Origin of the sequence: Mycobacteroides sp. PCS013 (genome assembly GCF_049532645.1) — a bacterium.
Classification (GTDB): Bacteria; Actinomycetota; Actinomycetes; order Mycobacteriales; family Mycobacteriaceae; genus Mycobacterium; species Mycobacterium gwanakae.
This window is the reverse complement of record NZ_CP150131.1, coordinates 869,308-890,467: the sequence shown is the minus strand read 5'-3', so window position 1 is coordinate 890,467 and position 21,160 is coordinate 869,308. Positions and strand designations below refer to the sequence as shown.

23 protein-coding genes are annotated in these 21,160 nt (G+C 65.8%); 3 read left to right on the top strand and 20 right to left on the bottom strand.

Annotated features, from left to right (window positions below; translation table 11 throughout):
- Window positions 1-2: 2 nt before the first annotated feature.
- From RHO23_RS04415 to RHO23_RS04375, 9 genes are read right to left on the bottom strand one after another with little or no spacing between them, the layout of a single operon-like run.
- A complete protein-coding gene (locus RHO23_RS04415; RefSeq protein ID WP_423488707.1) occupies window positions 3-755 on the bottom strand; it encodes a hypothetical protein in 753 nt (250 codons plus the stop codon).
- A complete protein-coding gene (locus RHO23_RS04410; RefSeq protein ID WP_030095211.1) occupies window positions 752-1,270 on the bottom strand; it encodes a hypothetical protein in 519 nt (172 codons plus the stop codon). Before RHO23_RS04410 ends, RHO23_RS04415 begins: the two co-directional genes overlap by 4 nt.
- Window positions 1,267-1,977 carry a hypothetical protein gene (locus RHO23_RS04405; RefSeq protein WP_423488706.1) on the bottom strand — a complete coding sequence of 237 codons (711 nt, stop codon included), beginning with the start codon at window positions 1,975-1,977 and terminating at the stop codon, window positions 1,267-1,269. Before RHO23_RS04405 ends, RHO23_RS04410 begins: the two co-directional genes overlap by 4 nt.
- On the bottom strand, window positions 1,974-3,482 hold the full coding sequence (locus tag RHO23_RS04400) for a pyridoxal phosphate-dependent decarboxylase family protein (RefSeq protein WP_064408414.1): 1,509 nt from the start codon (window positions 3,480-3,482) through the stop codon (window positions 1,974-1,976). Before RHO23_RS04400 ends, RHO23_RS04405 begins: the two co-directional genes overlap by 4 nt.
- Window positions 3,479-4,834, bottom strand: coding sequence for an aminotransferase class III-fold pyridoxal phosphate-dependent enzyme (locus tag RHO23_RS04395; protein ID WP_423488705.1), 1,356 nt, complete (start codon window positions 4,832-4,834; stop codon window positions 3,479-3,481). Before RHO23_RS04395 ends, RHO23_RS04400 begins: the two co-directional genes overlap by 4 nt.
- The gene (locus RHO23_RS04390; RefSeq protein WP_064408412.1) at window positions 4,831-5,889 is read right to left on the bottom strand and encodes a fatty acid desaturase family protein; all 1,059 of its coding nucleotides are present in this window, start codon (window positions 5,887-5,889) and stop codon (window positions 4,831-4,833) included. Before RHO23_RS04390 ends, RHO23_RS04395 begins: the two co-directional genes overlap by 4 nt.
- Window positions 5,886-6,866 (bottom strand): NAD-dependent epimerase/dehydratase family protein, encoded by a 981-nt coding sequence (locus RHO23_RS04385; RefSeq protein ID WP_064408411.1) that lies wholly within the window; start codon window positions 6,864-6,866, stop codon window positions 5,886-5,888. Before RHO23_RS04385 ends, RHO23_RS04390 begins: the two co-directional genes overlap by 4 nt.
- Window positions 6,866-8,062 (bottom strand): N-acetyltransferase, encoded by a 1,197-nt coding sequence (locus RHO23_RS04380; RefSeq protein WP_082822379.1) that lies wholly within the window; start codon window positions 8,060-8,062, stop codon window positions 6,866-6,868. Before RHO23_RS04380 ends, RHO23_RS04385 begins: the two co-directional genes overlap by 1 nt.
- Window positions 8,034-9,116, bottom strand: a complete 1,083-nt coding sequence (locus tag RHO23_RS04375) for a hypothetical protein (protein ID WP_081349569.1) — start codon at window positions 9,114-9,116, stop codon at window positions 8,034-8,036. The genes RHO23_RS04380 and RHO23_RS04375 overlap by 29 nt, the downstream gene beginning before the upstream one ends.
- A 489-nt stretch (window positions 9,117-9,605) precedes the next feature.
- On the opposite strand from RHO23_RS04375, the gene RHO23_RS04370 reads away from it, so the two are divergent.
- Window positions 9,606-9,965, top strand: coding sequence for an ArsR/SmtB family transcription factor (locus RHO23_RS04370; protein WP_030095203.1), 360 nt, complete (start codon window positions 9,606-9,608; stop codon window positions 9,963-9,965).
- 35 nt (window positions 9,966-10,000) lie between these two features.
- Entirely contained in the window at window positions 10,001-10,393 is a 393-nt protein-coding gene (locus tag RHO23_RS04365) for a Fur family transcriptional regulator (RefSeq protein WP_030095202.1), read from the top strand.
- On the opposite strand, the gene RHO23_RS04360 is transcribed toward RHO23_RS04365, so the two are convergent.
- Genes RHO23_RS04360 through recO form a run of 3 tightly spaced genes read right to left on the bottom strand, consistent with a single transcriptional unit; the run spans window position 10,390 to window position 12,486 of the window.
- A complete protein-coding gene (locus RHO23_RS04360) occupies window positions 10,390-10,830 on the bottom strand; it encodes a hypothetical protein (protein ID WP_064408409.1) in 441 nt (146 codons plus the stop codon). The two genes, RHO23_RS04365 and RHO23_RS04360, sit on opposite strands and share 4 nt — an antisense overlap.
- Entirely contained in the window at window positions 10,830-11,738 is a 909-nt protein-coding gene (locus RHO23_RS04355; RefSeq protein WP_030095200.1) for an isoprenyl transferase, read from the bottom strand. Before RHO23_RS04355 ends, RHO23_RS04360 begins: the two co-directional genes overlap by 1 nt.
- Entirely contained in the window at window positions 11,701-12,486 is a 786-nt protein-coding gene (recO, locus tag RHO23_RS04350; RefSeq protein ID WP_030095199.1) for a DNA repair protein RecO, read from the bottom strand. The genes RHO23_RS04355 and recO overlap by 38 nt, the downstream gene beginning before the upstream one ends.
- 73 nt (window positions 12,487-12,559) lie before the next feature.
- Between recO and RHO23_RS04345 the strand changes: the two genes are divergently transcribed.
- A complete protein-coding gene (locus RHO23_RS04345) occupies window positions 12,560-13,960 on the top strand; it encodes an amidase (RefSeq protein ID WP_057966797.1) in 1,401 nt (466 codons plus the stop codon).
- A gap of 90 nt (window positions 13,961-14,050) precedes the next feature.
- Here the strand turns inward: RHO23_RS04345 and RHO23_RS04340 are convergent, their stop codons facing one another.
- From RHO23_RS04340 to dnaJ, 8 genes are all read right to left on the bottom strand, one after another.
- The gene (locus RHO23_RS04340; protein WP_423488704.1) at window positions 14,051-14,899 is read right to left on the bottom strand and encodes a DUF559 domain-containing protein; all 849 of its coding nucleotides are present in this window, start codon (window positions 14,897-14,899) and stop codon (window positions 14,051-14,053) included.
- Window positions 14,900-15,054: 155 nt separating this feature from the next.
- Window positions 15,055-15,969 (bottom strand): GTPase Era, encoded by a 915-nt coding sequence (era, locus tag RHO23_RS04335; RefSeq protein ID WP_030095196.1) that lies wholly within the window; start codon window positions 15,967-15,969, stop codon window positions 15,055-15,057.
- Window positions 15,966-16,292: a cytidine deaminase gene (locus RHO23_RS04330; protein WP_070916326.1), complete on the bottom strand. Its 327-nt coding sequence runs from the start codon at window positions 16,290-16,292 to the stop codon at window positions 15,966-15,968. Before RHO23_RS04330 ends, era begins: the two co-directional genes overlap by 4 nt.
- Complete coding sequence (locus RHO23_RS04325; protein WP_070916327.1) at window positions 16,285-17,601, bottom strand: hemolysin family protein; 1,317 nt, start codon at window positions 17,599-17,601, stop codon at window positions 16,285-16,287. The genes RHO23_RS04330 and RHO23_RS04325 overlap by 8 nt, the downstream gene beginning before the upstream one ends.
- Window positions 17,601-18,113, bottom strand: coding sequence for an rRNA maturation RNase YbeY (ybeY, locus tag RHO23_RS04320; protein WP_005060346.1), 513 nt, complete (start codon window positions 18,111-18,113; stop codon window positions 17,601-17,603). Before ybeY ends, RHO23_RS04325 begins: the two co-directional genes overlap by 1 nt.
- Window positions 18,110-19,153 (bottom strand): PhoH family protein, encoded by a 1,044-nt coding sequence (locus tag RHO23_RS04315; RefSeq protein ID WP_070916328.1) that lies wholly within the window; start codon window positions 19,151-19,153, stop codon window positions 18,110-18,112. Before RHO23_RS04315 ends, ybeY begins: the two co-directional genes overlap by 4 nt.
- 84 nt (window positions 19,154-19,237) lie before the next feature.
- Window positions 19,238-20,011, bottom strand: coding sequence for a 16S rRNA (uracil(1498)-N(3))-methyltransferase (locus tag RHO23_RS04310; RefSeq protein ID WP_423488703.1), 774 nt, complete (start codon window positions 20,009-20,011; stop codon window positions 19,238-19,240).
- 3 nt (window positions 20,012-20,014) lie between these two features.
- Window positions 20,015-21,160 (bottom strand): molecular chaperone DnaJ, encoded by a 1,146-nt coding sequence (gene dnaJ, locus RHO23_RS04305; protein ID WP_057968848.1) that lies wholly within the window; start codon window positions 21,158-21,160, stop codon window positions 20,015-20,017.

Genomic DNA, 21,160 nt, shown 5'->3' with positions numbered 1-21,160 from the left:
GCTCAGCCCTTCACTTTCGGGAGGACGTGGCGTTCCAGCTTCTCGGCGAGGCTGATGCCCTGGGCCGTCATGTTCACGTCGATCGACGTGTACAGCGGGAAGCTGCCGACCGTGCTGTCCTTGGGTACCTCGTTGATCTGGTGGATCTGGCCGCTGCTTGCGCCGGTGACGGTGAGATCCAGGACGGTCCGTACGAGTTCGACCGGCTTGTCGCGCCAATTCGCCTTGCGGGTGCCCTCGGGTTTGATGTGACCGTGTGCCTTGGCTCCCCCGCCACAGGTGCCGCTGAGCTCACGCTCACCATCAATGTCGGACAGGGCGATTCCGCCGTCGATGGTGCATTGCAGTGTCACCCGCGAATCCAGCGGGTTGACGATGGTGATGGCATCCAGGGTGCTGGGCTTACCCTCCCCGCCGGAGACGATTCCGGTTTCGTAGGGGAATCGGTCGCCCTGGTAATACTGTTCGATCTTCAGTTCTCCGCGCCGCGGGCCCGGGCCAACGGTCATGACACCGGCCCCGGGTAACGCAGTGGTCTCCCCGAGATAGGTCACCGAGCCGGAGACCTCCAGCGCATAGTCACCGAAGGGCGATTTACCCTGCGGCTCGGACGCCGGATCTACCTGTGCGGAAGGATATTTCAACAGCGCGAAGGCATGCCCGACGGGCTTGCCCGCCTCCTCGTTCACCGGTGCGCACGCAGCCGCCAGCGCGGCCGCCAGCGCAACGGCGGCGGCCGTGCCCAGACGTCTCATCGCAGAGCTCCGGTGGCGGACAGGGTCCGGCTCAGCCGCCGGTGCCGGTGCGCGAAGAACGCCGCCAGGACCTTGCTCATCAATCTCCCCCACCCAGGGATCAGCCCCAACGGCGCCTGCGGGGCAAGGGTGATCTCGTCGGTCACCCGTGTCTTTTCACCCGTCTCGGATGCCACTGGTTCCAGGGTGCGGTGGTGCACCCACACCCGCATACCGGTCATGAGCGACTCCTCACGGAACATCCGGCCGGGCTCGAGCCGGGCCACTGTGATGTCGTCGAACCCGAAGGGCAGAACACCGAACAACAGCAGGAAGCTCTTACCGATCCGGGTGCCCGGAGTGACGTCCGCGATGGAACGGCCCCGGAACTGCTTGGGCATCGTCATCTTCATGTACGGGCCCATCTCGTCGTTGATGCCCTCTTGCGTGGTCACCCGCTCCCACACTTTGTCTACGGGACAGTCGATCTCGCTGACCTTGCGGAAGACATGTTCTTCGGTGTGAATCGATCTCATCTGGTTCTTTCCTTATCGGGGGACGGAAGTGCGGTGGTAGCAGTCAGCAGTGAGCCGTCTCGTACGGCGTCGGTGGCGTCGTGGACGAACGAGCCGCTGATGTCCAGGACGGCCGGCACGCTGTCGGCACCGATGTAGTCGGGCAGAATGTCACCGATCTGGTGCAACCGGTGCGGCAGCAGGTGCTGGTACCAGTCGAACAGCGGCACCACCAGCGCCACCGTCACAAACTGGACACCGTCGGCGGCCAGGGCTCCGAAGAATGCCTGCCAGATCTGCTCGATCATTCCGGCGCGCCGGAACTTCTTGCGCACGCCCTGTGTGGCCAGCTCGGCGATACGCTCCGGCGCCAGCTCCTCGAAGAACGAATCCCACTGCGGATAAAGATAATTGCGCGCCGGGCCACCGTGTCCCCGGAAGCTCCGGGCGTCGCGCAAGGTGCTGAAGCTACCGAATCCGAGCTCGGGGTCATATCGCAACGAACGCAGTACACCGACGGGATGCTCGCGCGATTCCTCGGTGAAGCCGACGTAAATCTCCGAGGACCGTTCCCACGGGCGGTAATGCACCATCTCCCCCGCCGCGATATCGACATCCCCGGCGAAATCGTTCTCCAGACCGAAAATCGTGAACTCGACATTCTTGGCCCAGGCAAAGCGTGCGTCGTCGGCGGGCACACGCTCGACGCGTACCATCGGATTGCTCATACGGCGCTGGCCTCCGGAACGCGGGCAGACCAGATCCGGTTACCGTGGGCGGCTATCTCGCAGACCATCGCGGCCGCCATCGACGCCGTGACCAAGGGATTGACGAAGGTGAGCTTGATCGCCTGTCCCCCAGCCGCACTGGAGCGGCCCACAATCGCTCTGCCGGTACGCGCCAGCTCGGCGCGGACCGCATCATTGACACCATCGCACGCCTCGGACCGGACGCCCGGCTGCCGCCAGCGCAATACCACGGTGTTGGTACTCACCGGCGCCGCCAGCTCCAGGTCCGCATGTTCGGCTGCTGCCTGCGCCGCGGCGCGCGCCGCCGCACAAGTGGCATCGATCATCGCCGCGACATGCCGCTGTCCCACCGCACGCAGAGTGACCAGCACCTTGAGCGCGTCGAAACGCCGAGTGGTCTGCAACGATTTACCCACAAGATTGAGCACATCGTGCTCAAAGTCACTTTCGGGGTTGAGGTAATCGGCATGGGCGGCAAGCACACCGAAGCTCTCCCGGTTACGCACCAGCAGGGCGCTGCAACTGATCGCCTGGAAGAGCAGCTTGTGGAAATCCAGGGCAACCGAGTCCGCCGACTCGATACCGCGCAACAGATTTCGGTGCTGTTCGCTGAAGATCAAGCACCCACCCGCACACGCATCCACGTGGCTCCAGATCCCGCGCGCCCGCGCCATGGCGATGGGCTCTTCCAGCGGATCGATCGCCCCGAAGTCCGTTGTCCCAGCGGTGAGTACGAGCGCGAATACGGGCGTAGCCGCGCGATCCGCATCCTCCAGGATTTCCACGAGCGCCTCGGCGCGCAGCCGTCCGGCCTCGTCGGTCGGTACCTCGAGAACCGCGGCGGTCCCGAGACCCAACAGCCGCAGCGCCTGTTGCACCGAGAAATGCGTCTGCCGCGTGCACAGCACACGCCACGAACTGGCCTGGGGCGGCAACCCCCGGGCGGCTATGTCCCACCCATAGGTTTTGTAGGCGAACAGATCCCGCGCGAGCAACAATGCCTGCAGGTTTGATTGAGTACCCCCGCTGGTGAAGGTCCCGTCCGATCCGGGGCCGTACCCCATTCTGCTGCAGAGATACTCGATAACCTGCTGCTCGATCGCAGTAGCGGCCGGTGCTTGGTCGAAGGAGTCCATCGACTGATTGAACGCACTGATCAGGACCTCGGCGGCCAGGGACGGCAGCGCGGGCGGGCAGTGTAGATGCGCCAGGTACGCCGGATGCGTGACCACCACAGACTTCTCGGCCAGCAGCCCCGCTGCTTCATCCAGGGCCCGGCTCAGCCCGACACCCTCGGGGTCATCGAGGTCGAGTCGCCCGGCATCGTCTTTCAGCGCCGCATAACCCTCCACCAGGCCAGGTTTGGTGGCACCGCCCAGCACGGTGCCGGCCCGATCGGCCGCCAGCATGACGGCCTCGCGGTACACGTCTGCACTCTCCCCGGTGAGGAAATCACTCACGAAGGGACTTGGGGTTGGGGTCATCGAGATTCCACCAATGCCGGCTCGGCGGTCGCTCGAGTGCGCTCCACCACCGCCAGTGCCGACTCAAATGCATTCAGCGCCGCGGCGATATCGGATTCCTCGATGGTCAGCGGCGGCAAGAAGCGCACCACGTTGCCGTACTGGCCACCGGTCTCCACGATGAGGCCGTGGTGCAGGCACGCGCGCTGAATCTCGGCGGCAAGCTCGGGCGCCGGGGCCCCGGCAGCATCCCGCCACGGCAGATCGGGATCCACGATCTCCACGCCCAGCATGAGTCCGACCCCGCGTACATCGCCCACCAGTTTCGATTGGGATGCAACGGCATTCAAACCATCCAGGAAGGTCTTGCCCCGCGTGGTTACCTGTGCACGTAGTCCGTTCTCCCGCGCGAAGCGAATCACGGCACTGGCGGCGGCGAAGGCCATGGCGTTCCCGCGGAACGTCCCGGTGAACGCTCCGGGTTCCCACACGTCGAACTCCTTGCGCACCACCAGGACCGCGATGGGGATTCCGGATCCAAGCCCCTTCGAGATCACCACCATGTCGGGTTCAATACCGCAGTGCTGGAACGCCCACGCCGGGCCCGTGCGGAACATGCCCGCCTGCACCTCATCGGCGATCAGCGGAACCCCGAGGGTCGATGCGGTGCGGCGCAGCGCTTGTCCCCAGCGCGGCGGGGCAGGAATCACCCCGCCCTCACCGAGCACGAACTCGGCGATCAGCGATGCCGGTGCCGTCACGCCGCTGTTCGGACGCGCCAGCGCATCGGCCGCGGCGATGGCGAGCTCGACGCCTTGCTCCCCGCCCACGCCGAACGGGCTGCGATACTCCTGCGGGTAAGGCAGGAAGCTCGCCTGTGGCGACAGCACCACCGGTTGCTGGCGCAGCCCCCCACCGGAGCTCGCCGCGCGCGCGGCCCGCGTGCACCCATGGAACCCGCCTTGTACCCCAACGTGTTCGCGGCCGCCGGTGGCAACCTCGGCGAGCATGAGAGCGGCCTCCACCGCGCTGGCCCCGCTGGGTGAGCACAAGTGGATGCTGGCATCGGCGGCAAGCCTCACCGGCAGAATCGAAAGCAGCTCATCGACGAACCGGTCGCGGGACGGTGTGTGAAAGTCCAGTGAGAGCAACGGCTCCCCGGAGGACACCGTCTTCATGACGGCCTCACTGATGACCGGGTGGTTCCAGCCCAGGGACATGGCACCGGCAGCAGCGAGGCAATCGACGTACCAGCGGCCGTCGTCGGCACGCACCCGGGCGCCCCGCGCCTCGATCGGCCGTATCGGCAGCCGGCGGGAGTAGGTGGCCGCCCGAGATTCCCTTGCCGTAGAAGTCAATTGGTCGGCAGTCATGATGCCTCCTTGCGTGGGTGAGCCAGTAGCCGCCGCAACGATGAGGCAAGTGAACGGTCTTCGGTGGTCCAGTACCCGGCATCCGGTGGAATCGCCGCCTCCAGCCGGCGGCGCGCCTCCCCCAACTGGTGGTACGGCAACTGGGGAAAGAAGTGATGCACCGCATGGAAACGCAGGCCGACCGGGGCCCACAGTGCACCCAGCACGGGCACCGACGGGTGATCGATGGAGTCCAGGATCTGCTCAGGGAAGGTCATGCGTTCGGTCGTGCCCTCGTACCGGTGTGCCGCCAGTACCCGCAACCAGTTCACGAACAACGCCAGCGCCACCACCAGATACGCCTCCAGCAGCCGCATCGGCGAGTACGCCCCCAGGATCAGCAGCACCAGCATGGCCGATGTGTATGCGAAACAGGCGATTTCCTGTATCAGCCAGGAGCGGGGTGTGCCTGCGGGCGGTAACGGGCGCTCGAAGTCGGCGTCGATCATGAGCGACGAAGCCCGCGTCAGCACGGCGGGCCGGATCGCGGGAATCAGCCAGCTCAGCGGCCCCAGCACCAGGAACCGGAAGACGAACGCCAGCGGGCCGACCGCCGCGGTGAACGGCAACAGGATGACCCGCCATCGCGGCTCACGGCCGTAGGCCACATACTCACCGTCCTCGGCGGTGCCGTAGGTGCGTGACGCGTGGTGTTCGTGGTGGAATTCGAAGGTGAATTTCGGTACCAGCAGCGGGATTCCGCACACCACATGCCATACCACCGAGAACCAGCGCAGGTCACGCTCGGCATGCACGAGCTCGTGGACAAACAGCACGGCGCGGTAGAACGCGAAGGCCGCCACCACGATGCAGGCCGCGGCCGGAAGTGAGAGCAGATCGCCCGCCGGGCACAACAGGAACGCGGTGTATCCGACTGTCACACAGGCGGCCAGGTCCAGCCAATAGATCCACTGGCGGCGGGCGGCCAGGTCTGCCACCAGTGAGCGCGCATCCGCCATCGAAATGCCGAGCACTTCCTTGGAGCCGCCCTGCACCTGCCGTGCCTCGACCGTCATCGCACAAACTCCGCTATCAACTCGTGGGTGGATACCTGGGGAATGCCCAGCTCTCGCACCGCCCTGTCGGGCGCGTAGTACAGCTCGCGGGCCATCAGTTCGACGTTCTCGGGAATCAGCGCATCATCGGGGTCGAAGCGCAAGGAGATGTCGCGGACCAGCCTGTTGCCCTTGCCCACCGCCCGGAACAGTCCCATGGGCGCGGACCGCACCGGGTGCTCGCGCCCCACCGCGGTCACGAGCAGCTCCCCGATCTGCCGGTAGGACAGGTTGGCGGTGCTCAAGATGTACCGGCGCCCGTTGTCGCCCTTCGCCATTGCCGCGGTGATGCCCACCACGAAATCCTGCGCCGAGCACACCGCGGTCCCGCCGGGTGGCACCACGCGCAGCAGGCCCTTGCGGGCGGCGACCAACAGGCCCTGCCAGGATCGGGCCGGCCCCGTGCCGGGCGCGAACACGGCGGCGGGGTTAACGACCACCACATCCAGACCGCGCTCGGCGAAGTCCAGCATCAGACGCTCACCCGCACGTTTGGTCGCCGAATACACGTTGTCCAGCACCGAATCGCGCAGGTCGAAGTCTTCATCGGCCACCACGCCGTTGCGCGGGTACCCGATGGCAGCGGTGGAGGAAACGTGCACCACGCGCTGCACACCGTGTTCGAGCGCAGCGCGGGCCACGTGGTAGGTACCCAGCACATTGGTCTGCCAAATCCTGTGTCCGAGTCGCGAGTTCGGTGATGCGATACCGGCGAGGTGATACACGTGGGACACACCGCGCATCGCCTCGTCGATGCTCTGCGCATCGGTGATGTCGGCGACGGCCACATCGACGTGCGGGCGCAGCGAGTCACCAAGGACGGCGGGATCGTGCGGGTTCGTCAGAACCGTGACCTGCTCGCCAGCCTGCACCAAGGACGCGACGAGGGTGGAACCCAGGTACCCGGTAGCCCCGGTGACCAATGTCCGGCCGCCCATCACAGGGCCTTCTGGTAGACCCGATGGATTTTCTCCGGGTCTGTCTTCATCTGGGAGGTAAGCGAATTCGACCACACATTGTCCTCGTGCACCCACGTGGTGGCCACCGACGAATAGCCGCTGCCGGTGATTGTCCGCACGATCTCCCCCGCCAGGATTCGCCCGATCCCGGCCCCGAACTGGGTCTGCACCGCGCCGATGAGCACCACCACGGCGGTGTCGATTCCCCGGATACGGCCGTGGCACCGGACCGCGAGCCGTGCCAGCAGCGCGGGAGTGAACCGACCCGAGCGCCCGGTGACCTCGTTGACGTCTGGCAGCATCAGCAGGAATCCGACTGGGGTGCCTGCAGATTCGACGATCCGCACGATGTTCGGGTCGATCAGCGGCCGCATCTCGGCGGCCATACCCGAGAACACCTCGCGGCTGAGCGGGACATTCTCGGGATGATGCGCGAAGGAGTCGTTGTAGAGCCCACGCAACATCTCCAGCTCGTCGGCGTAGTCGCGCATCCGCACCGAACGCACCGACACCCCCTGATCACGCATCACCGCGTCGGCGCGCTTGAGCAGGCGCTGTTGGACTTGCGGGTTGCCGTCGACATGCCATCGGAATGAGGCGGTATCGAACTTCTTGCGATATCCGGCCGCCTCCACCAGCCCCGGGTAGTACTGGGGGTTGTACGGCTGCATGACCGCCGGCGCCTTGTCGTACCCGGAGATCAGCAGGCCCACCTCCTCACGGGAGGTGTAGCTGAACGGGCCGACCATTTTGGTGATACCCCGTCGCACGGCCCATTGTTCGGCGGTCCTGAGCAGGGCGCCCGCAACCGCTTCGTCGTCCTCACTCTCGAAGAACCCGAAGAATGCGCAGTCGCCGTAGCGCTGCACGTATGCCGAGTCGATGCTGGCGGAGATGCGGCCGACGGGGTTGTCGCCGCGATAGGCGACGAAGTTCTCGATCTGCACTTCCTGGTGCAAAGGGTTGTGCTTGGCGTTCATCTTCGCGTGCATGACGCGGCGCAGCGTCGGGCGCCAGTGCGGGTCGTCACCGTAGAGGCGCCAGGGCATCGAGATGAACTGCCTGGCGTCACGACGAGACGCGACGCGGCGCACCGAGACCGGCGGGCGCCCCTGCCGCTGCCCGGCGGGCTGCTGAATCAGTTCGTTATCCAGCACGGACAATTCCGAGGTCATGGGCCAGTTCGGGATTGCCCTTGCTCTTCCACAGCGCGCCGTCCATGTAGAAGTGGTGCAGCACGAAGGTGAGCGGGACCGCGAAGATAACCGTGTCGAGCTGCCCGGCGAGGATGCCCAGCCCCCCGAAGAAGGCGATGTACAGCGGCAGCGCCTTGCGCGTCGAGAGCCGTGCCAGCAGCAGCTTCTTCTCACCCGGATCCTCGGTGCGCGCGAAACGGGTGTTGTTCCGCGTCCAGTTGATCAGGTGGTACTGCAGGCTGTGCGTTGTCGTCGCGATGAGGATGAGCGCGAAGAGGTCCGAGACCAATAGGTAGGACAGGTTGTAGGACAGCGCCGCGATGACGAAGGTGGCCACTGCCATGGCCGGCAGCGTGCGCTGCCCGGCCCTCTTCAGCTGCACCTGCTCCCAGACGGCGATACCCAACATGACTGCGGCACAGATGAATCCACCGATGACCAAGAATCCGGGAATGGGCGGCACCGGCACGCTCAGGTTCGAGAAGGGCAGTCGGTGACCGAAGACCACATATTCGGAGAAGTTCAGGCCCTGGCTCGCCCGGTACAGCACCGGAGCCAGGCAGACGGCGTACAGCGCGTACTTGATCCGGTTACGCGGGCCCTTGTAACCATTCTTCGCCGCGTAGATGTTGATGATGCCGAAGTGCTGTTTGAGCACGTGGAACACCTGCCAATAGGCCCAGATGGCCAGCAGCGGCACCATCCAGCCGCCGAACCACAACGTGCCGACGATCACGGCGACCACCGCGAAGCTGATCACGTAGTGCGCCCAGAACCGGGACCGCTCGCGGGGATCCATCCACACGCGCGCCGTCGTCGTCAGCACATGCGGGAGGTCGGAGAGCAGTGAAAAGGTCACCGCACCGACGAGGAATACGCCCTTGTGCCCGTCGGCCGCGAAGAGCACCGCCGACAACAACGCGCCCAAACCGAAGACGAAGAGGATGTCGACGCGTCTGCTGACAAACCACCCTGGCCGGTTCACACCGTCGGTGTTCTTCAGCTCGTCGGTGCCGGTAGCAAAGGTGGCCATGGCGATCATCCTCAGGTAGGCGTCATAGACTTAATTGGTAATGATTATCGTTTTCATAACGTAGAGATCGGGCGACGCCGTGTCAACGCCGCGACCTGGGAGCGGGCTGTGACACTCCTCACCCACAACAAGCCGATTGAGGTGCATAAATTACGATGCGACAGACCCAAAACCCCAGCGGACCGACCTGGAGTGAACACCAGGACGCCGTTATCAAATCGCCCGCCATGAGCAGACGTGCAGGCCCTTCTGCTCCACCCGCCGCATCTAATGCTGACGAATTCGTGTGTTTCAGCAAACTTGTGGAGATTGGGCGGCACACTACTGTCATGACCCGAGTCGGCACCGCCCCCCGGCCGCCACGGCCACACCCTTACCACCAGATCGGCAATCGGCCACTACCCTCAATAGATGGGCCCGGTTTGCCGCCGGACCCCATGTTGGGTCTCCGGACAGGCCGGGGCGTGATTCAGGTTGAGGTGAAGCGCCGTGGTGAACACCGTGCTTAGTTCCGCACATGCCGAGCCACCGCATGCTCCGCTCACACCGCCCGGGCCGCTGCCCCCACGCGAGATCCTCGAACAGTCCGGTGAGCTACTCCGCGCGCTTGCCGCGCCAGTGCGTATCGCCATCGTGCTACAGCTGCGCGAATCGCAGCGCTGCGTCCACGAGTTAGTGGACGCGGTCGGTGTCGCCCAGCCGCTGATCAGTCAGCATCTGCGGGTACTCAAGGCTGCCGGGGTGGTCTCCGGTGAACGTCAGGGGCGAGAGGTCATGTACCGCCTCGTCGACGATCACCTCTCTCATATCGTCGTCGACGCGGTGGCGCACACCGAGGAACAGAGATGAACGTCCGCGAAGAGCGGGCAGCCTTGCCGGGCACCGTGCGGTCCACTCGCCAGCGTGCCGCCATCACCGCGCTGCTGAACCGGACCGATGAATTCCGGTCGGCGCAGGAGTTGCACGACGAACTCAAACGCACCGGCGAAGGCATCGGCCTGACCACCGTCTACCGGACCCTGCAGTCGATGTCGACGTCGGGCGAGGTCGATGTGCTGCGCAACGACACCGGCGAATCGGTGTACCGGCGCTGTTCGGACGGACACCATCACCATTTGGTCTGCCAGAGTTGCGGTTTCGCCGTCGAAGTGCAGGCCGGCGCGGTCGAGGCGTGGGCCACCAACATCGCCGAAGAACACGGATTCACCGCTGTCCACCACACGGTGGAGGTCTTCGGTCTGTGCAGTCGTTGCAGCGCCCTGCGCCGGAACTCCTAGTTACCCAGCGCCCTTCGCGCATCGGCCCCGGTGGCGAACACCATGAGTAAGAGCGTCACCAACGCCTCGTCCGAGATCTCGGTGGCGGGAAAGTTGTAGCGCAGCAATACATCTGCCTTGCGCCCCTTGGCAATCAACAGAATGTTTCCGAACAGGGACTTCTGCGCCAACCCATCGACCAGATGCCGCGATTTCGCGTTGACCGCCACATCCCAGGCCAACACCTGCGACAGCGACACCACATCCAGGCCCGCCGCGATGGTGACCGCGCGAATCGAGGTGAGCGTGCCCTCGTAGTCGGCCCTCAGCGCACCATCAGGCTCCTTGGTGACCGGCAGCACCGGGTGCAGCACGCGGTACACCCGGTCCAGAATCTCGTCGGCGCCGTTATCGGATTCGGTGCCTGATTCTCTTCGCGCAAGCGGCTCATCGACCATTACGCGGTACCGAATCGACGGTCGCGCTGCGCGTACTCGAGGCAGGCCGCCCAGAGATCGCGGCGGTCGAAGTCGGGGTACATCTTTTCCTGGAACACGAACTCGGCGTATGCCGACTGCCACATCATGAAGTTGCTCGACCGGAACTCACCCGAGGGCCGCAAGAACAGATCGACGTCGGGCATGTCCGGCTCGTCGAGGTACTTGGCGATCGTCTCTTCGGTGATGCGGTCGGGCTTGAGCTGTCCGGACTCCACCAGACGGGCGATCCTCCGTGTCGCCTCGGCGATCTCGGCCCGGCCCCCGTAGTTGATGCACGTGGTCAAGGTCAGCGTGCTGTTGTTCTTGGTGAGCTCCTCGGTGATCTCGAGCTCCTTGTAGACGCTGCTCCACAGCCGGGTCTTCTGGCCCGCCCAGCGGAACCGCACGCCCATGTTGTTCAGGTCATGGCGTCGCCGCTTCACCACGTCACGGTTGAAGCCCATCAGGAATCGAACCTCGTCCGCGGGCCTTCTCCAGTTCTCCGTCGAGAACGCGTAGGTGGTCAGCCACGGGATACCCATCTCGATGGCACCACAGACCATGTCCATCATGGTGGCCTCGCCCATCTTGTGCCCCTCGGTGCGCGGCAAGCCACGGGCCCGCGCCCAGCGCCCGTTGCCGTCCATCACCACCGCGACGTGCCGGGGCACCAGTTCCTTGGGAATGGCCGGCGGTACGGCACCCGAAGGATGCTTGGGCGCGGGATGTGGGCGCGTGCCACCGGGGCCCGATCCGGGCAGCAGCTTGGGGAAAACAGCAGGGAACACCGTCTTGTCCGGGAACGTCGGGGCGTAGCCGGGCGGGACGTCGGCCCAATCCGTGAAGTACTTATCCTGCTGCGGATCGGGCTGGCTGCTCTTCACCATGGGTCATATTTAACCTGGTCCCACGTTCGACAAGCGGAAGTGTCCGCAGCTTGCGCTCCAGATGCCACTGCAAATGCGCCGCGATCAATCCGCTGGCCTGGGTGCGCTGGCTCTGCGGCACGTCATCGGTGGCCGCCCAGTCGCCGTCATGGAGCGCGGCCATCAGCTCCAGCACACCCGGCGGCGGAGTCGCCGCACCCGCGGGACGGCAGTGCACGCAGACGCTGCCGCCCGCCGCCACATGGAAGGCACGATGCGGGCCGGGAGTGGCGCAGCGTGCACACTCGCTGATGGCGGGCGCCCATCCGGCAATGCTCATGGCGCGCAACAGATATGCATCGAGAACCAACTCGCGCGGACGCTGCTGATCGGCGATGGCCCTGAGTGCGCCGACGGTGAGGCGGTGCAGAGCGACGGCCGGAGCACGCTCTTCACCCGCGATCCGCTCGGCGGTCTCCAAGATGGCGCAGGCGGTGGTGTACCGGCCGTAATCGCTGACGATGTCCGATGCGAAGGCGTCGATGGCCTGCACCTGCGTGACGATGTCGAGATTGCGTCCCGGATGCAGCTGCACGTCGATATGCGCAAACGGTTCCAGCCGTGACCCGAACTTACTGCGGGTGCGGCGCACCCCCTTGGCCACCGCGCGGACCAGGCCATGCTGGCGGGTCAGCAGGGTCACGATGCGATCGGCCTCACCGAGCTTGTGCTGCCGCAGCACAACAGCACGATCCCGATAAAGCCGCATTCGAAGAGTTTCCCATCTGGTACCGACGAATCCCCGCATTGACGCACTATTTCGACGGCTTACCCTTCTGGTCATGTCGGGCTTTCCCACGCTGACGTCCCAGGCCTCCGCGCTGGTAGAGGGTTCGGTCAGCTCCGTTTCGCTGACCCTCGCGGCGCTCAACGCGATCAAAGCCAGCCAGCCGACCCTCAACGCGTTCCGGGTGGTGTGCACCAAGAGCGCCCTCGCGGACGCCGCGGTGGCCGACAAGCGATTAGCTGCCGGTGAGCGACTGCCGTTGCTCGGCGTGCCCATCGCCATCAAAGACGACACCGATCTGGCGGGCACCCCCACCGCGTTCGGTACCGCCGGGGCCGTCGGTTCGGAGTCCGAGGACGCCGAGCTGGTGCGACGGCTGCGGTCGGCGGGCGCGGTGATCGTCGGCAAGACCAACACCTGCGAGCTGGGCCAGTGGGGCTTCACCAGTGGGCCCGGCTTCGGCCACACCCGCAACCCGTGGAGCCGCAACCACACCCCGGGCGGATCCTCGGGCGGCAGCGCCGCGGCGGTGGCGGCCGGGCTGATCGCCGGGGCCATCGGCTCGGATGGGGCTGGGAGCGTGCGGATTCCCGCCGCGTGGACACATCTGATCGGCATCAAGCCGCAGCGTGGCCGGATCTCCACCTGGCCACTGGCCGAGGCGTTCAACGGGATAACAGTGCACGGGCCCCTGGCCCGCACGGTCGCCGACGCCGCACTCTTGTTGGATGCCGCGTCGGGCAACGTGGCCGGCGATTTGCATCAGCCACCGCACGTCCGGGTGCTGGATGCCGTCCACGAAGACCCGGGGCAGCTGCGCATCGCACTGTCGCTCAAGGTTCCGTTCTCGGCGTTTCCCGCCAGCATTCACCCGACGATCGAAGCCGCCACCCGTTATGTGGGCCATCAGCTACGGTCCCTCGGGCACATGGTGTCCGAGGGCGATCCGGACTACGGCGTCGGACTCGGCCTGAACTTCCTACCGCGGGCCACCGCGGGGCTGCTGCCGTGGCGCGAACGGCTCGACGCCGGGGCGAATTGGGACCAGCGCACCGTCACGAACATGCGCACGGGCCGACGACTGGCGGGCTGGGCGCTGCGGCGAGCGCGCGCGGCCGAGCCGCGATTGCAGGCACGCGTCGGCAAGATCTTCGGCAGCTTCAACGTTGTGCTGGCGCCGACGACCGCCCAACCGCCAACGGGTATTTACGATTTCGACGATGTCGGCAGCATCGCCACGGACCGCGGACAGATCGCCGCCTGCCCCATGACCTGGCCGTGGAATGTGCTCGGGTGGCCGTCGGTCAACGTGCCCGCCGGATTCACCCAAGACGGGTTGCCCATCGGGGTGCAGCTGATGGGTCCGGCGAACAGCGAGCCGTTGCTCATTTCGCTTGCGGCGCAGCTGGAGTCGATCAACGATTGGGCATCGGAAACCCCCGACCCCTGGTGGTGAGTGCCCGCCCCCTCGCCCCGCTTCTGCGTCGAGACCGAGGTTGTGGCGGTTTCGTCTCGCACAAATTCGCCACAACCTCGGTCTCGGCGGCTAGGCCGCTCTTGACGCAGCGCTCAGGGCTGCGCGAACTCGGTGGACGACCGCCAACGGTTGATTGATGAGCTGGTCCCGACTAACGCGCACCAACCGCCAGCCCATCGAAGCGATCGTCTCTTGCCGTTCGATATCGCGGCGATGCTGCACAGAATCGCCCCAGTGCTGCGCACCGTCGAACTCGGCAGCCACCCGTTGTTCCCGCCAGCCCATGTCGAGACGAATTGTCCGCCCATCAGGACCGCACAGCTCGATCTGGGTTTCCGGACGCGGTAACCCCGCACCGACAAGGCACATCCGCAAGCGTGTCTCCTGGACAGATTCGGCGCCAGGGTCTGCCAGCGACAGCACATTCATCAGTCGCCGGATCCCCCGCGCGCCCCTATGCCGCGAAGCGACCTCACGTACCTCGCTCATCGAGCAGTTACGGAGAAGCACGTCGATCAACTCGACAGCACGAGAGGTGTGCACCCGGCGCCCGATATCGAACACCGTCCTGGCGTGTGTCGTGACCTGAACCCCGCCGAGCACCGTCGACTCGCCGGGGCACAGCGTGTCCGCATGCAAGATGATCCCCGTGGGCGCACTGCGCCATTCGCGAATCAGCTCGGCCGGACGGTCGGCCGATATCCACGGATTGCCATGCAGGGCGGCAGCTGAGGCACCACACACCACTGCGCTCCCGTCGGACCACAAGAAGGCGGCCTCGGCACGGATACTCGCGGTGAGCTCCACCCCGATGGGTAGATAGACATTGCGATAAATGCGTCGATAGCCGGTGCGCAGCTCGTGACGTGTCAGCAGGCCAGACGCAATGGCCGTACTCCCCGTGACCAGGTTCCCCATGTCGCGACCATGCCATGCACCTCTGACACGTGAGCGAGACCGAGGTTGTGGTGAATTTGTGCGAGACGAAACCGCCATAACCTCGGTCTCGGCGCAGAGGGCACAGCGTCTCGGCGCAGAGCGCAAAACGGGCGGGCGCGGAAAGGACCCCGCCGCTAGAAGCCGAGCTTGCCGAGCTGCTTGGGGTCGCGCTGCCAGTTCTTGGCGACCTTGACCCGCAGATCCAGGAAAACCTTGGTGCCGAGCAGCTTTTCGATCTGCTTGCGCGCGTTGGTCCCGACTTCACGCAGCCGCGTGCCGCCCTTACCGATGACGATGCCCTTTTGGCTGTCCCGCTCGACGTAGAGAATCGCATGCACGTCGATCAGCTCCGAACCCTCGGGCCGCCCCTCACGTTCGTTCACCTCGTCGATCACCACTGCCAGCGAGTGCGGCAGCTCATCGCGCACACCTTCGAGCGCCGCCTCGCGGATCAGCTCGGCCATGAGCACCTCTTCGGGCTCATCGGTCAGTTCACCGTCGGGATAGAACGCGGGCCCTGGCTGCAGCTTGGACGCCAAAACCTCTGTCAGCACCTCGACTTGGGCGCCCGAGACGGCGGACACCGGCACGATGTCGACGTCCGGCCCGACGAGCTGCGACACCGACAGCAGCTGCTCGGCCACCCGCTCCTTGCTCACCTTGTCGATCTTGGTGACGATCGCGATCAGCGTGGTGCGCGGTGCGACAAGCTTGATCTGCTCGTAGATCCACTTGTCCCCCGGCCCGATGCCCTCATCGGCCGGGATACACAAGCCGATCACATCAACCTCGGAATACGTATCGCGCACAAGGTCGTTGAGCCGTTGCCCGAGAAGCGTGCGCGGTCGATGCAGACCGGGAGTGTCGACAAGCACGATCTGGAAGTTCTCGCGGTGCACGATGCCGCGGATCGTGTGCCGGGTGGTCTGCGGCCGGTTCGACGTGATGGCCACCTTCTGGCCGACCAGCGCATTGGTCAACGTCGACTTACCGGTATTGGGCCGGCCGACGAAACAGACGAAACCCGAACGGAATTCCGGCGAGGTCACAGCTGCCCCGCAGGCACGCCGGTGCGATCGGTGACGATGACCGTCGCCGACGGCGAAAGCTCACGCACCGCGGCCAGGCCCGGATCCTCGTGTGAACCGCCAACCAGCACTGCCGCCTCGATGACCGAGGCCCCACTGGACACCGCCGCCGCCACCGCCGCCTGCAACGCCGTCAACGACAATGCCGAAAGCGACACCGGCGCACCGGCGTAGGTACGGCCGTCGCCGTCGCGCACCGCCGCTCCCGACTTCGCTTCGGCACGCCCCATCGCGCCACGGGCCAGCACGACGAGCTTGTTGTCTTCTGCATCCAACTCAGCCATCTTTTTCCTCCGTTTTCTCGTCGTCTGCCGCTGTGCCGCTGTCGGGGTCGGGTTGCACCAGGATTGTCCCGATGCGCACCCGGCCGCGCGTGTCCGGACCGCCCTCGGCCTGTAACAAAAGTCCGTGCGAGGAAGCCGTTGACCCCGGCAGTGGAACGCGTCCCAGCTCGAGCGCCAGCAGTCCGCCGACCGTCTCGACGTCCAGGTCCTCGTCGAACTCGATGTCGTACAGCTCCCCCAAGTCCTCGATCGGCAGTCTGGCGGAGACACGAAACACCTTGTCGTCCAGATCTTCCACCGGGGCGACCTCGTCATGGTCATACTCGTCGGCGATCTCCCCGACGATCTCCTCCAGCACGTCCTCGATGGTCACCAGCCCGGCGATCGCCCCGTACTCGTCGACCAGCAGCGCCATGTGCTTGCGGTGCTGCTGCATCTCACGCAGCAGCGCATCCAGCGGCTTGGAGTCCGGGATGAACACCGCAGGCCTCATCACCTGCGCCACGGTGACGTCGCGCCCGCCATTCACCGAGTAATACGTCTGCTGGACAAGATCTTTGAGGAAGACCACGCCGACGACGTCGTCCACGTTCTCCCCAACCACCGGAATGCGGGAGTGTCCGCTGCGCACCGCCAGAGAAGTCGCTTGACCTGCCGTCTTGTCGGATTCGATCCACACCATCTCGGTGCGCGGCACCATCACCTCGCGGGCGGGCGTATCGCCCAGCTCGAACACCGACTGGATCATCCGGCGTTCGTCATCGGCCACCACGCCGCGCTGCTGCGCCATATCGACCACCTCGCGCAGCTCGATCTCGGAGGAGAACGGTCCGTTGCGGAAACCGCGTCCGGGCGTCACCGCGTTGCCGAGCACAATCAGCAACCGCGAAATCGGGCCCAGCAGCACCGAAATCACCTGCAGGGGAACAGCGGCGCCCAGCGCGATCGAGTACGCATGCTGACGCCCCAACGTGCGCGGGCCCACCCCGATGGCCACAAAACTCGTCACCACCATGACAATCGCCGAAATCATCAACGCCGCACCAAGGCTCATCCGCGCGGTGAGATAGCCGACCAGGAACACCGTCGACAAGATCTCGCAGGTGGTGCGCAGTAACACCACCAGGTTCACATAGCGTGGACGCTCCCGGATCACCACCGAAAGCCGCACCGCGCCAGGCCGTTCCTCACGAACCAGCTCGTCGACACGCGCCGAGGACACCGTGTTGATGGCCGCGTCGATGGCCGCGAACGCCCCGCCCAGGCCGACGAGCGCGATCGCCGCCAGCAGCAGCCCTATGCCAGACATCACTCGTCGAAGTTGCGCGACTTGTCGAGCAGACGGCTATCTCGGTACAGCTGGGCCTGCTGCTCGTACCAGTCCTGCAGCAGCTGGTTCTGCAGCGCGAACATCTCGCGCTCTTCCTCGGGCTCGGCGTGGTCGTAGCCGAGCAGGTGCAGCACACCGTGCACCGTCAGCAGCGCCAGCTCGTGCGCCAACGAATGTCCGGCCGCCTCAGCCTGTTCGGCCGCGAACTGCGGGCACAGCACGATATCGCCCAGCATCGACGGACCCGGCTCGGGCGCGTCGGGACGACCACCGGGCTCCAGTTCGTCCATCGGGAACGACATCACATCGGTGGGGCCGGGCAGGTCCATCCACCGCATGTGCAGGTCGGCCATCGCCGCCAGATCGACGAGCATCATCGAAAGTTCGGCGGCCGGATGGACATCCATTGCCGCGATGGCGAATCGTGCGACGCTGACCAACTCGCCCTCGGCGACGTCGATACCCGACTCGTTGACGACCTCAATGCTCATCGGTGCCGGCTCCGGTTCCCCGACGCGCGCCGCTGCGCGCGATTGCCCGTCAAGTCCGAGTCCTCAAACCGCGCGTAAGCATCCACGATCTCCGAGACCAGCCGGTGGCGCACCACATCGGCACTGGTCAACTCCGAGAAATGAATTCCCTCGATATTGTCGAGGATGTCCATGGCCGCGCGCAGCCCGGAACGGGCGTTGCCCGGCAGATCGACCTGAGTGATGTCACCGGTCACCACGATCTTGGAGCCGAAGCCCAGCCGGGTGAGAAACATCTTCATCTGCTCGGCGGTGGTGTTCTGCGCCTCGTCGAGAATGATGAACGCGTCGTTGATGGTCCGGCCGCGCATGTAGGCCAGCGGCGCGACCTCGATGACTCCCGCATCCATCAGCTTGGGAATCAGCTCGGGATCCATCATGTCGTGCAGCGCGTCGTATAGGGGCCGCAGGTACGGATCGATCTTCTCGCTCAGTGTGCCGGGCAGGAACCCCAGCCGCTCCCCCGCCTCCACGGCCGGCCGCGTCAGGATGATGCGGGTGACCTGCTTGCTCTGTAAGGCGTTGACCGCCTTCGCCATTGCCAGGTACGTCTTACCGGTACCGGCAGGGCCGATGCCGAAGACAATCGTGTTGGCGTCGATCGCGTCCACATAACGCTTCTGGTTCAACGTCTTTGGCCGGATCGTCTTACCGCGCCGTGACAGGATGTCCAGGCTCAGCACCTCGGCGGGTGACTCGTCCCCATCGCCGGTCAGCATCCCCACGGTGTGCCGCACGGTCGACGGCGTGAGCTGCTGACCACGCCGGGCGATCACGATCAGCTCGGAAATCACCCGCTCGGCAAGCGCGATATCGGCAGGCTCGCCCGTGAAGGTGATGGTGTTTCCGCGGGCGTGGACATCGGCGGGAAGGACGTCCTCAAGCTCTCGCAGGTTTTCATCGGCTGAACCCAGCAGGCCCATGATGAGGTCATTCGGAATCTCGACGCTGCTGCGTGCTTCCGAAGCCGGCGCAGCGGCACCTTGTTCTCGGCTCGTCACGTGGTTACGGTCGCCTGCTTTCTTGGGTTGTGGAGTTGCCTCGAGTTTACCGCCGGCAACCGTCAGCCTCCACGCGATTAGCGCTCAACGGTGCGTAAGCGGACCGGCCGCCCACCGATCCGTGAGCACCCCGAGGGCGCCCAGCGCGACGGCCGCGGCACTGGACGTGCGCAACACCGTCGGGCCCAGGCGCACCGCAGCCGCGCCCGCATCCGTCAAAACCCCCAGCTCCTCGTCGGCGACACCGCCCTCGGGGCCCACGATCAAGACCACTGACGACGACGCGGACAGCCGCTCACCCAGGGCACTGAGCCCGGAATCCGCCGATTCATGCAGCACCAGCACCACGGCGCCGTCGGCGATCCGCGCCCGGACCAGCTCGGCCAGCCGCGCCGTCGAGTGCAGTTCCGACACCATCGGCACGAAGGCCCGACGGGACTGGCGTGACGCCGCCCGCGCCACCGCCTCCCAACGCTGCTGCCCCTTCGCCGCCTTTGCGTCCCAGCGCGACACACAGCGCTGTGCCTGCCACGGGACGATCTCGTCGGCACCCGCCTCCACCGCCAGATCGACGGCAAGCTCGGAGCGATCGGATTTGGGAAGCGCCTGCACCACAGTCACTTTGGGTGTCGCGGTGACCACGCCCCAGCGCGCGGTCACCGCGATCGACAGGGTGGCGCGCTCGGCGGAGGCGACCACGCCGTCACCGACCTCGCCCGCACCATCGCACACCATGACCGGCTCACCGACCCGCAGGCGCAGCACCCGCGTCGCGTGATGCCCTTCATCGCCGTCGAGGATTACCCGTTCACCGGCGGCGGGGACGTGGTCAACGTAGAAGATCGTGGCTGCCGCCATCGATTACCGTCCCGTGAACGCCTCGCGCAGCCGCGAGAACACCCCGCCGGATGCGGATTCGGCCCAGACGACCTCGGCGCCGTCCTTGTGGCGGGTCCGGAAGTCCTTCAAGAGCTCACGCTCCTTGGAGTCCAGCCGGGTCGGCACCACCACGTCCAGGTGGGCGTGCAGATTGCCGCGCACACCGGTGCGCAGATGAGGCATGCCCTTACCGCGCAGCGTCACCACCGATCCGGGCTGCGAGCCCGGCTCGACCTTGATGGTGGTGTCGCCGTCGAGAATGGCGTCGACGGACACACTGGTACCCAGCGCCGCCTCCACCATCGGGACGCGGACCGTGAAGTGCAGGTCGTCCCCGTCACGAATGAACACGTCATGGGGCTTCTCGTGCACCTCGACGTACAGGTCACCGGCCGGCCCGCCGCCGGGGCCGACCTCACCCTGCGCGGCCAGCCGCACCCGCATGCCGTCGCCCACACCGGCCGGGATCTTGACCGTGATCTCACGACGCGCACGCACCCGGCCGTCGCCACCGCACTTGTGGCACGGATCGGTAATGACCTCTCCGGCCCCCTGGCACGTCGGACAGGGACGCGAGGTCAACACCTGGCCAAGCAGGGACCGCTGCACCGTCTGCACCTCGCCACGGCCACCACAGGTCTCGCAGGCGCTCGGTGCCGAGTTGCCGTGGGTGCCCTTGCCCGCACATCCGTCGCACAGAATCGCGGTGTCGACCGTCACCTGCTTGCTGACGCCTGTCGCGCATTCCACGAGCTCCAGGCGCATCCGCAGCAGCGAATCGGACCCGGGCTGCACCCGTCCACGCGGACCGCGTGATCCGCCGGCCGAACCGCCGAAAAATGCCTCGAAGACATCGCCCAGGCCACCGAAGCCCGAACCGAAACCGCCGAACCCGTTGCCACCGCCGCCGTTCTCCAGCGGGTCACCGCCGAGGTCGACGATGCGCCGCTTCTCCGGATCGGTCAGCACCTCGTAGGCGACGCTGACCTCCTTGAACCGCGCCTGCGCCTGCTCATCGGGGTTGATGTCGGGGTGCAGCTCGCGGGCGAGCTTGCGGTACGCCCGCTTGAGTTCGCTGTCGCTGGCACCCTTGCTGACCCCAAGAATGCTGAAGTAATCACGCGCCAC

Excerpts from the sequence above, each read along its gene's own strand:
- RHO23_RS04415 (WP_423488707.1), bottom strand. The coding sequence starts at position 755 with ATGAGACGTCTGGGCACGGCCGCCGCCGTTGCGCTGGCGGCCGCGCTG.
- RHO23_RS04410 (WP_030095211.1), bottom strand. The coding sequence starts at position 1,270 with ATGAGATCGATTCACACCGAAGAACATGTCTTCCGCAAGGTCAGCGAG.
- RHO23_RS04405 (WP_423488706.1), bottom strand. The coding sequence starts at position 1,977 with ATGAGCAATCCGATGGTACGCGTCGAGCGTGTGCCCGCCGACGACGCA.
- RHO23_RS04400 (WP_064408414.1), bottom strand. The coding sequence starts at position 3,482 with ATGACCCCAACCCCAAGTCCCTTCGTGAGTGATTTCCTCACCGGGGAG.
- RHO23_RS04395 (WP_423488705.1), bottom strand. The coding sequence starts at position 4,834 with ATGACTGCCGACCAATTGACTTCTACGGCAAGGGAATCTCGGGCGGCC.
- RHO23_RS04390 (WP_064408412.1), bottom strand. The coding sequence starts at position 5,889 with ATGACGGTCGAGGCACGGCAGGTGCAGGGCGGCTCCAAGGAAGTGCTC.
- RHO23_RS04385 (WP_064408411.1), bottom strand. The coding sequence starts at position 6,866 with ATGGGCGGCCGGACATTGGTCACCGGGGCTACCGGGTACCTGGGTTCC.
- RHO23_RS04380 (WP_082822379.1), bottom strand. The coding sequence starts at position 8,062 with ATGACCTCGGAATTGTCCGTGCTGGATAACGAACTGATTCAGCAGCCC.
- RHO23_RS04375 (WP_081349569.1), bottom strand. The coding sequence starts at position 9,116 with ATGGCCACCTTTGCTACCGGCACCGACGAGCTGAAGAACACCGACGGT.
- RHO23_RS04360 (WP_064408409.1), bottom strand. The coding sequence starts at position 10,830 with ATGGTCGATGAGCCGCTTGCGCGAAGAGAATCAGGCACCGAATCCGAT.
- RHO23_RS04355 (WP_030095200.1), bottom strand. The coding sequence starts at position 11,738 with ATGGTGAAGAGCAGCCAGCCCGATCCGCAGCAGGATAAGTACTTCACG.
- recO (WP_030095199.1), bottom strand. The coding sequence starts at position 12,486 with ATGCGGCTTTATCGGGATCGTGCTGTTGTGCTGCGGCAGCACAAGCTC.
- RHO23_RS04345 (WP_057966797.1), top strand. The coding sequence starts at position 12,560 with ATGTCGGGCTTTCCCACGCTGACGTCCCAGGCCTCCGCGCTGGTAGAG.
- RHO23_RS04340 (WP_423488704.1), bottom strand. The coding sequence starts at position 14,899 with ATGGGGAACCTGGTCACGGGGAGTACGGCCATTGCGTCTGGCCTGCTG.
- RHO23_RS04330 (WP_070916326.1), bottom strand. The coding sequence starts at position 16,292 with ATGGCTGAGTTGGATGCAGAAGACAACAAGCTCGTCGTGCTGGCCCGT.
- RHO23_RS04325 (WP_070916327.1), bottom strand. The coding sequence starts at position 17,601 with ATGTCTGGCATAGGGCTGCTGCTGGCGGCGATCGCGCTCGTCGGCCTG.
- ybeY (WP_005060346.1), bottom strand. The coding sequence starts at position 18,113 with ATGAGCATTGAGGTCGTCAACGAGTCGGGTATCGACGTCGCCGAGGGC.
- RHO23_RS04310 (WP_423488703.1), bottom strand. The coding sequence starts at position 20,011 with ATGGCGGCAGCCACGATCTTCTACGTTGACCACGTCCCCGCCGCCGGT.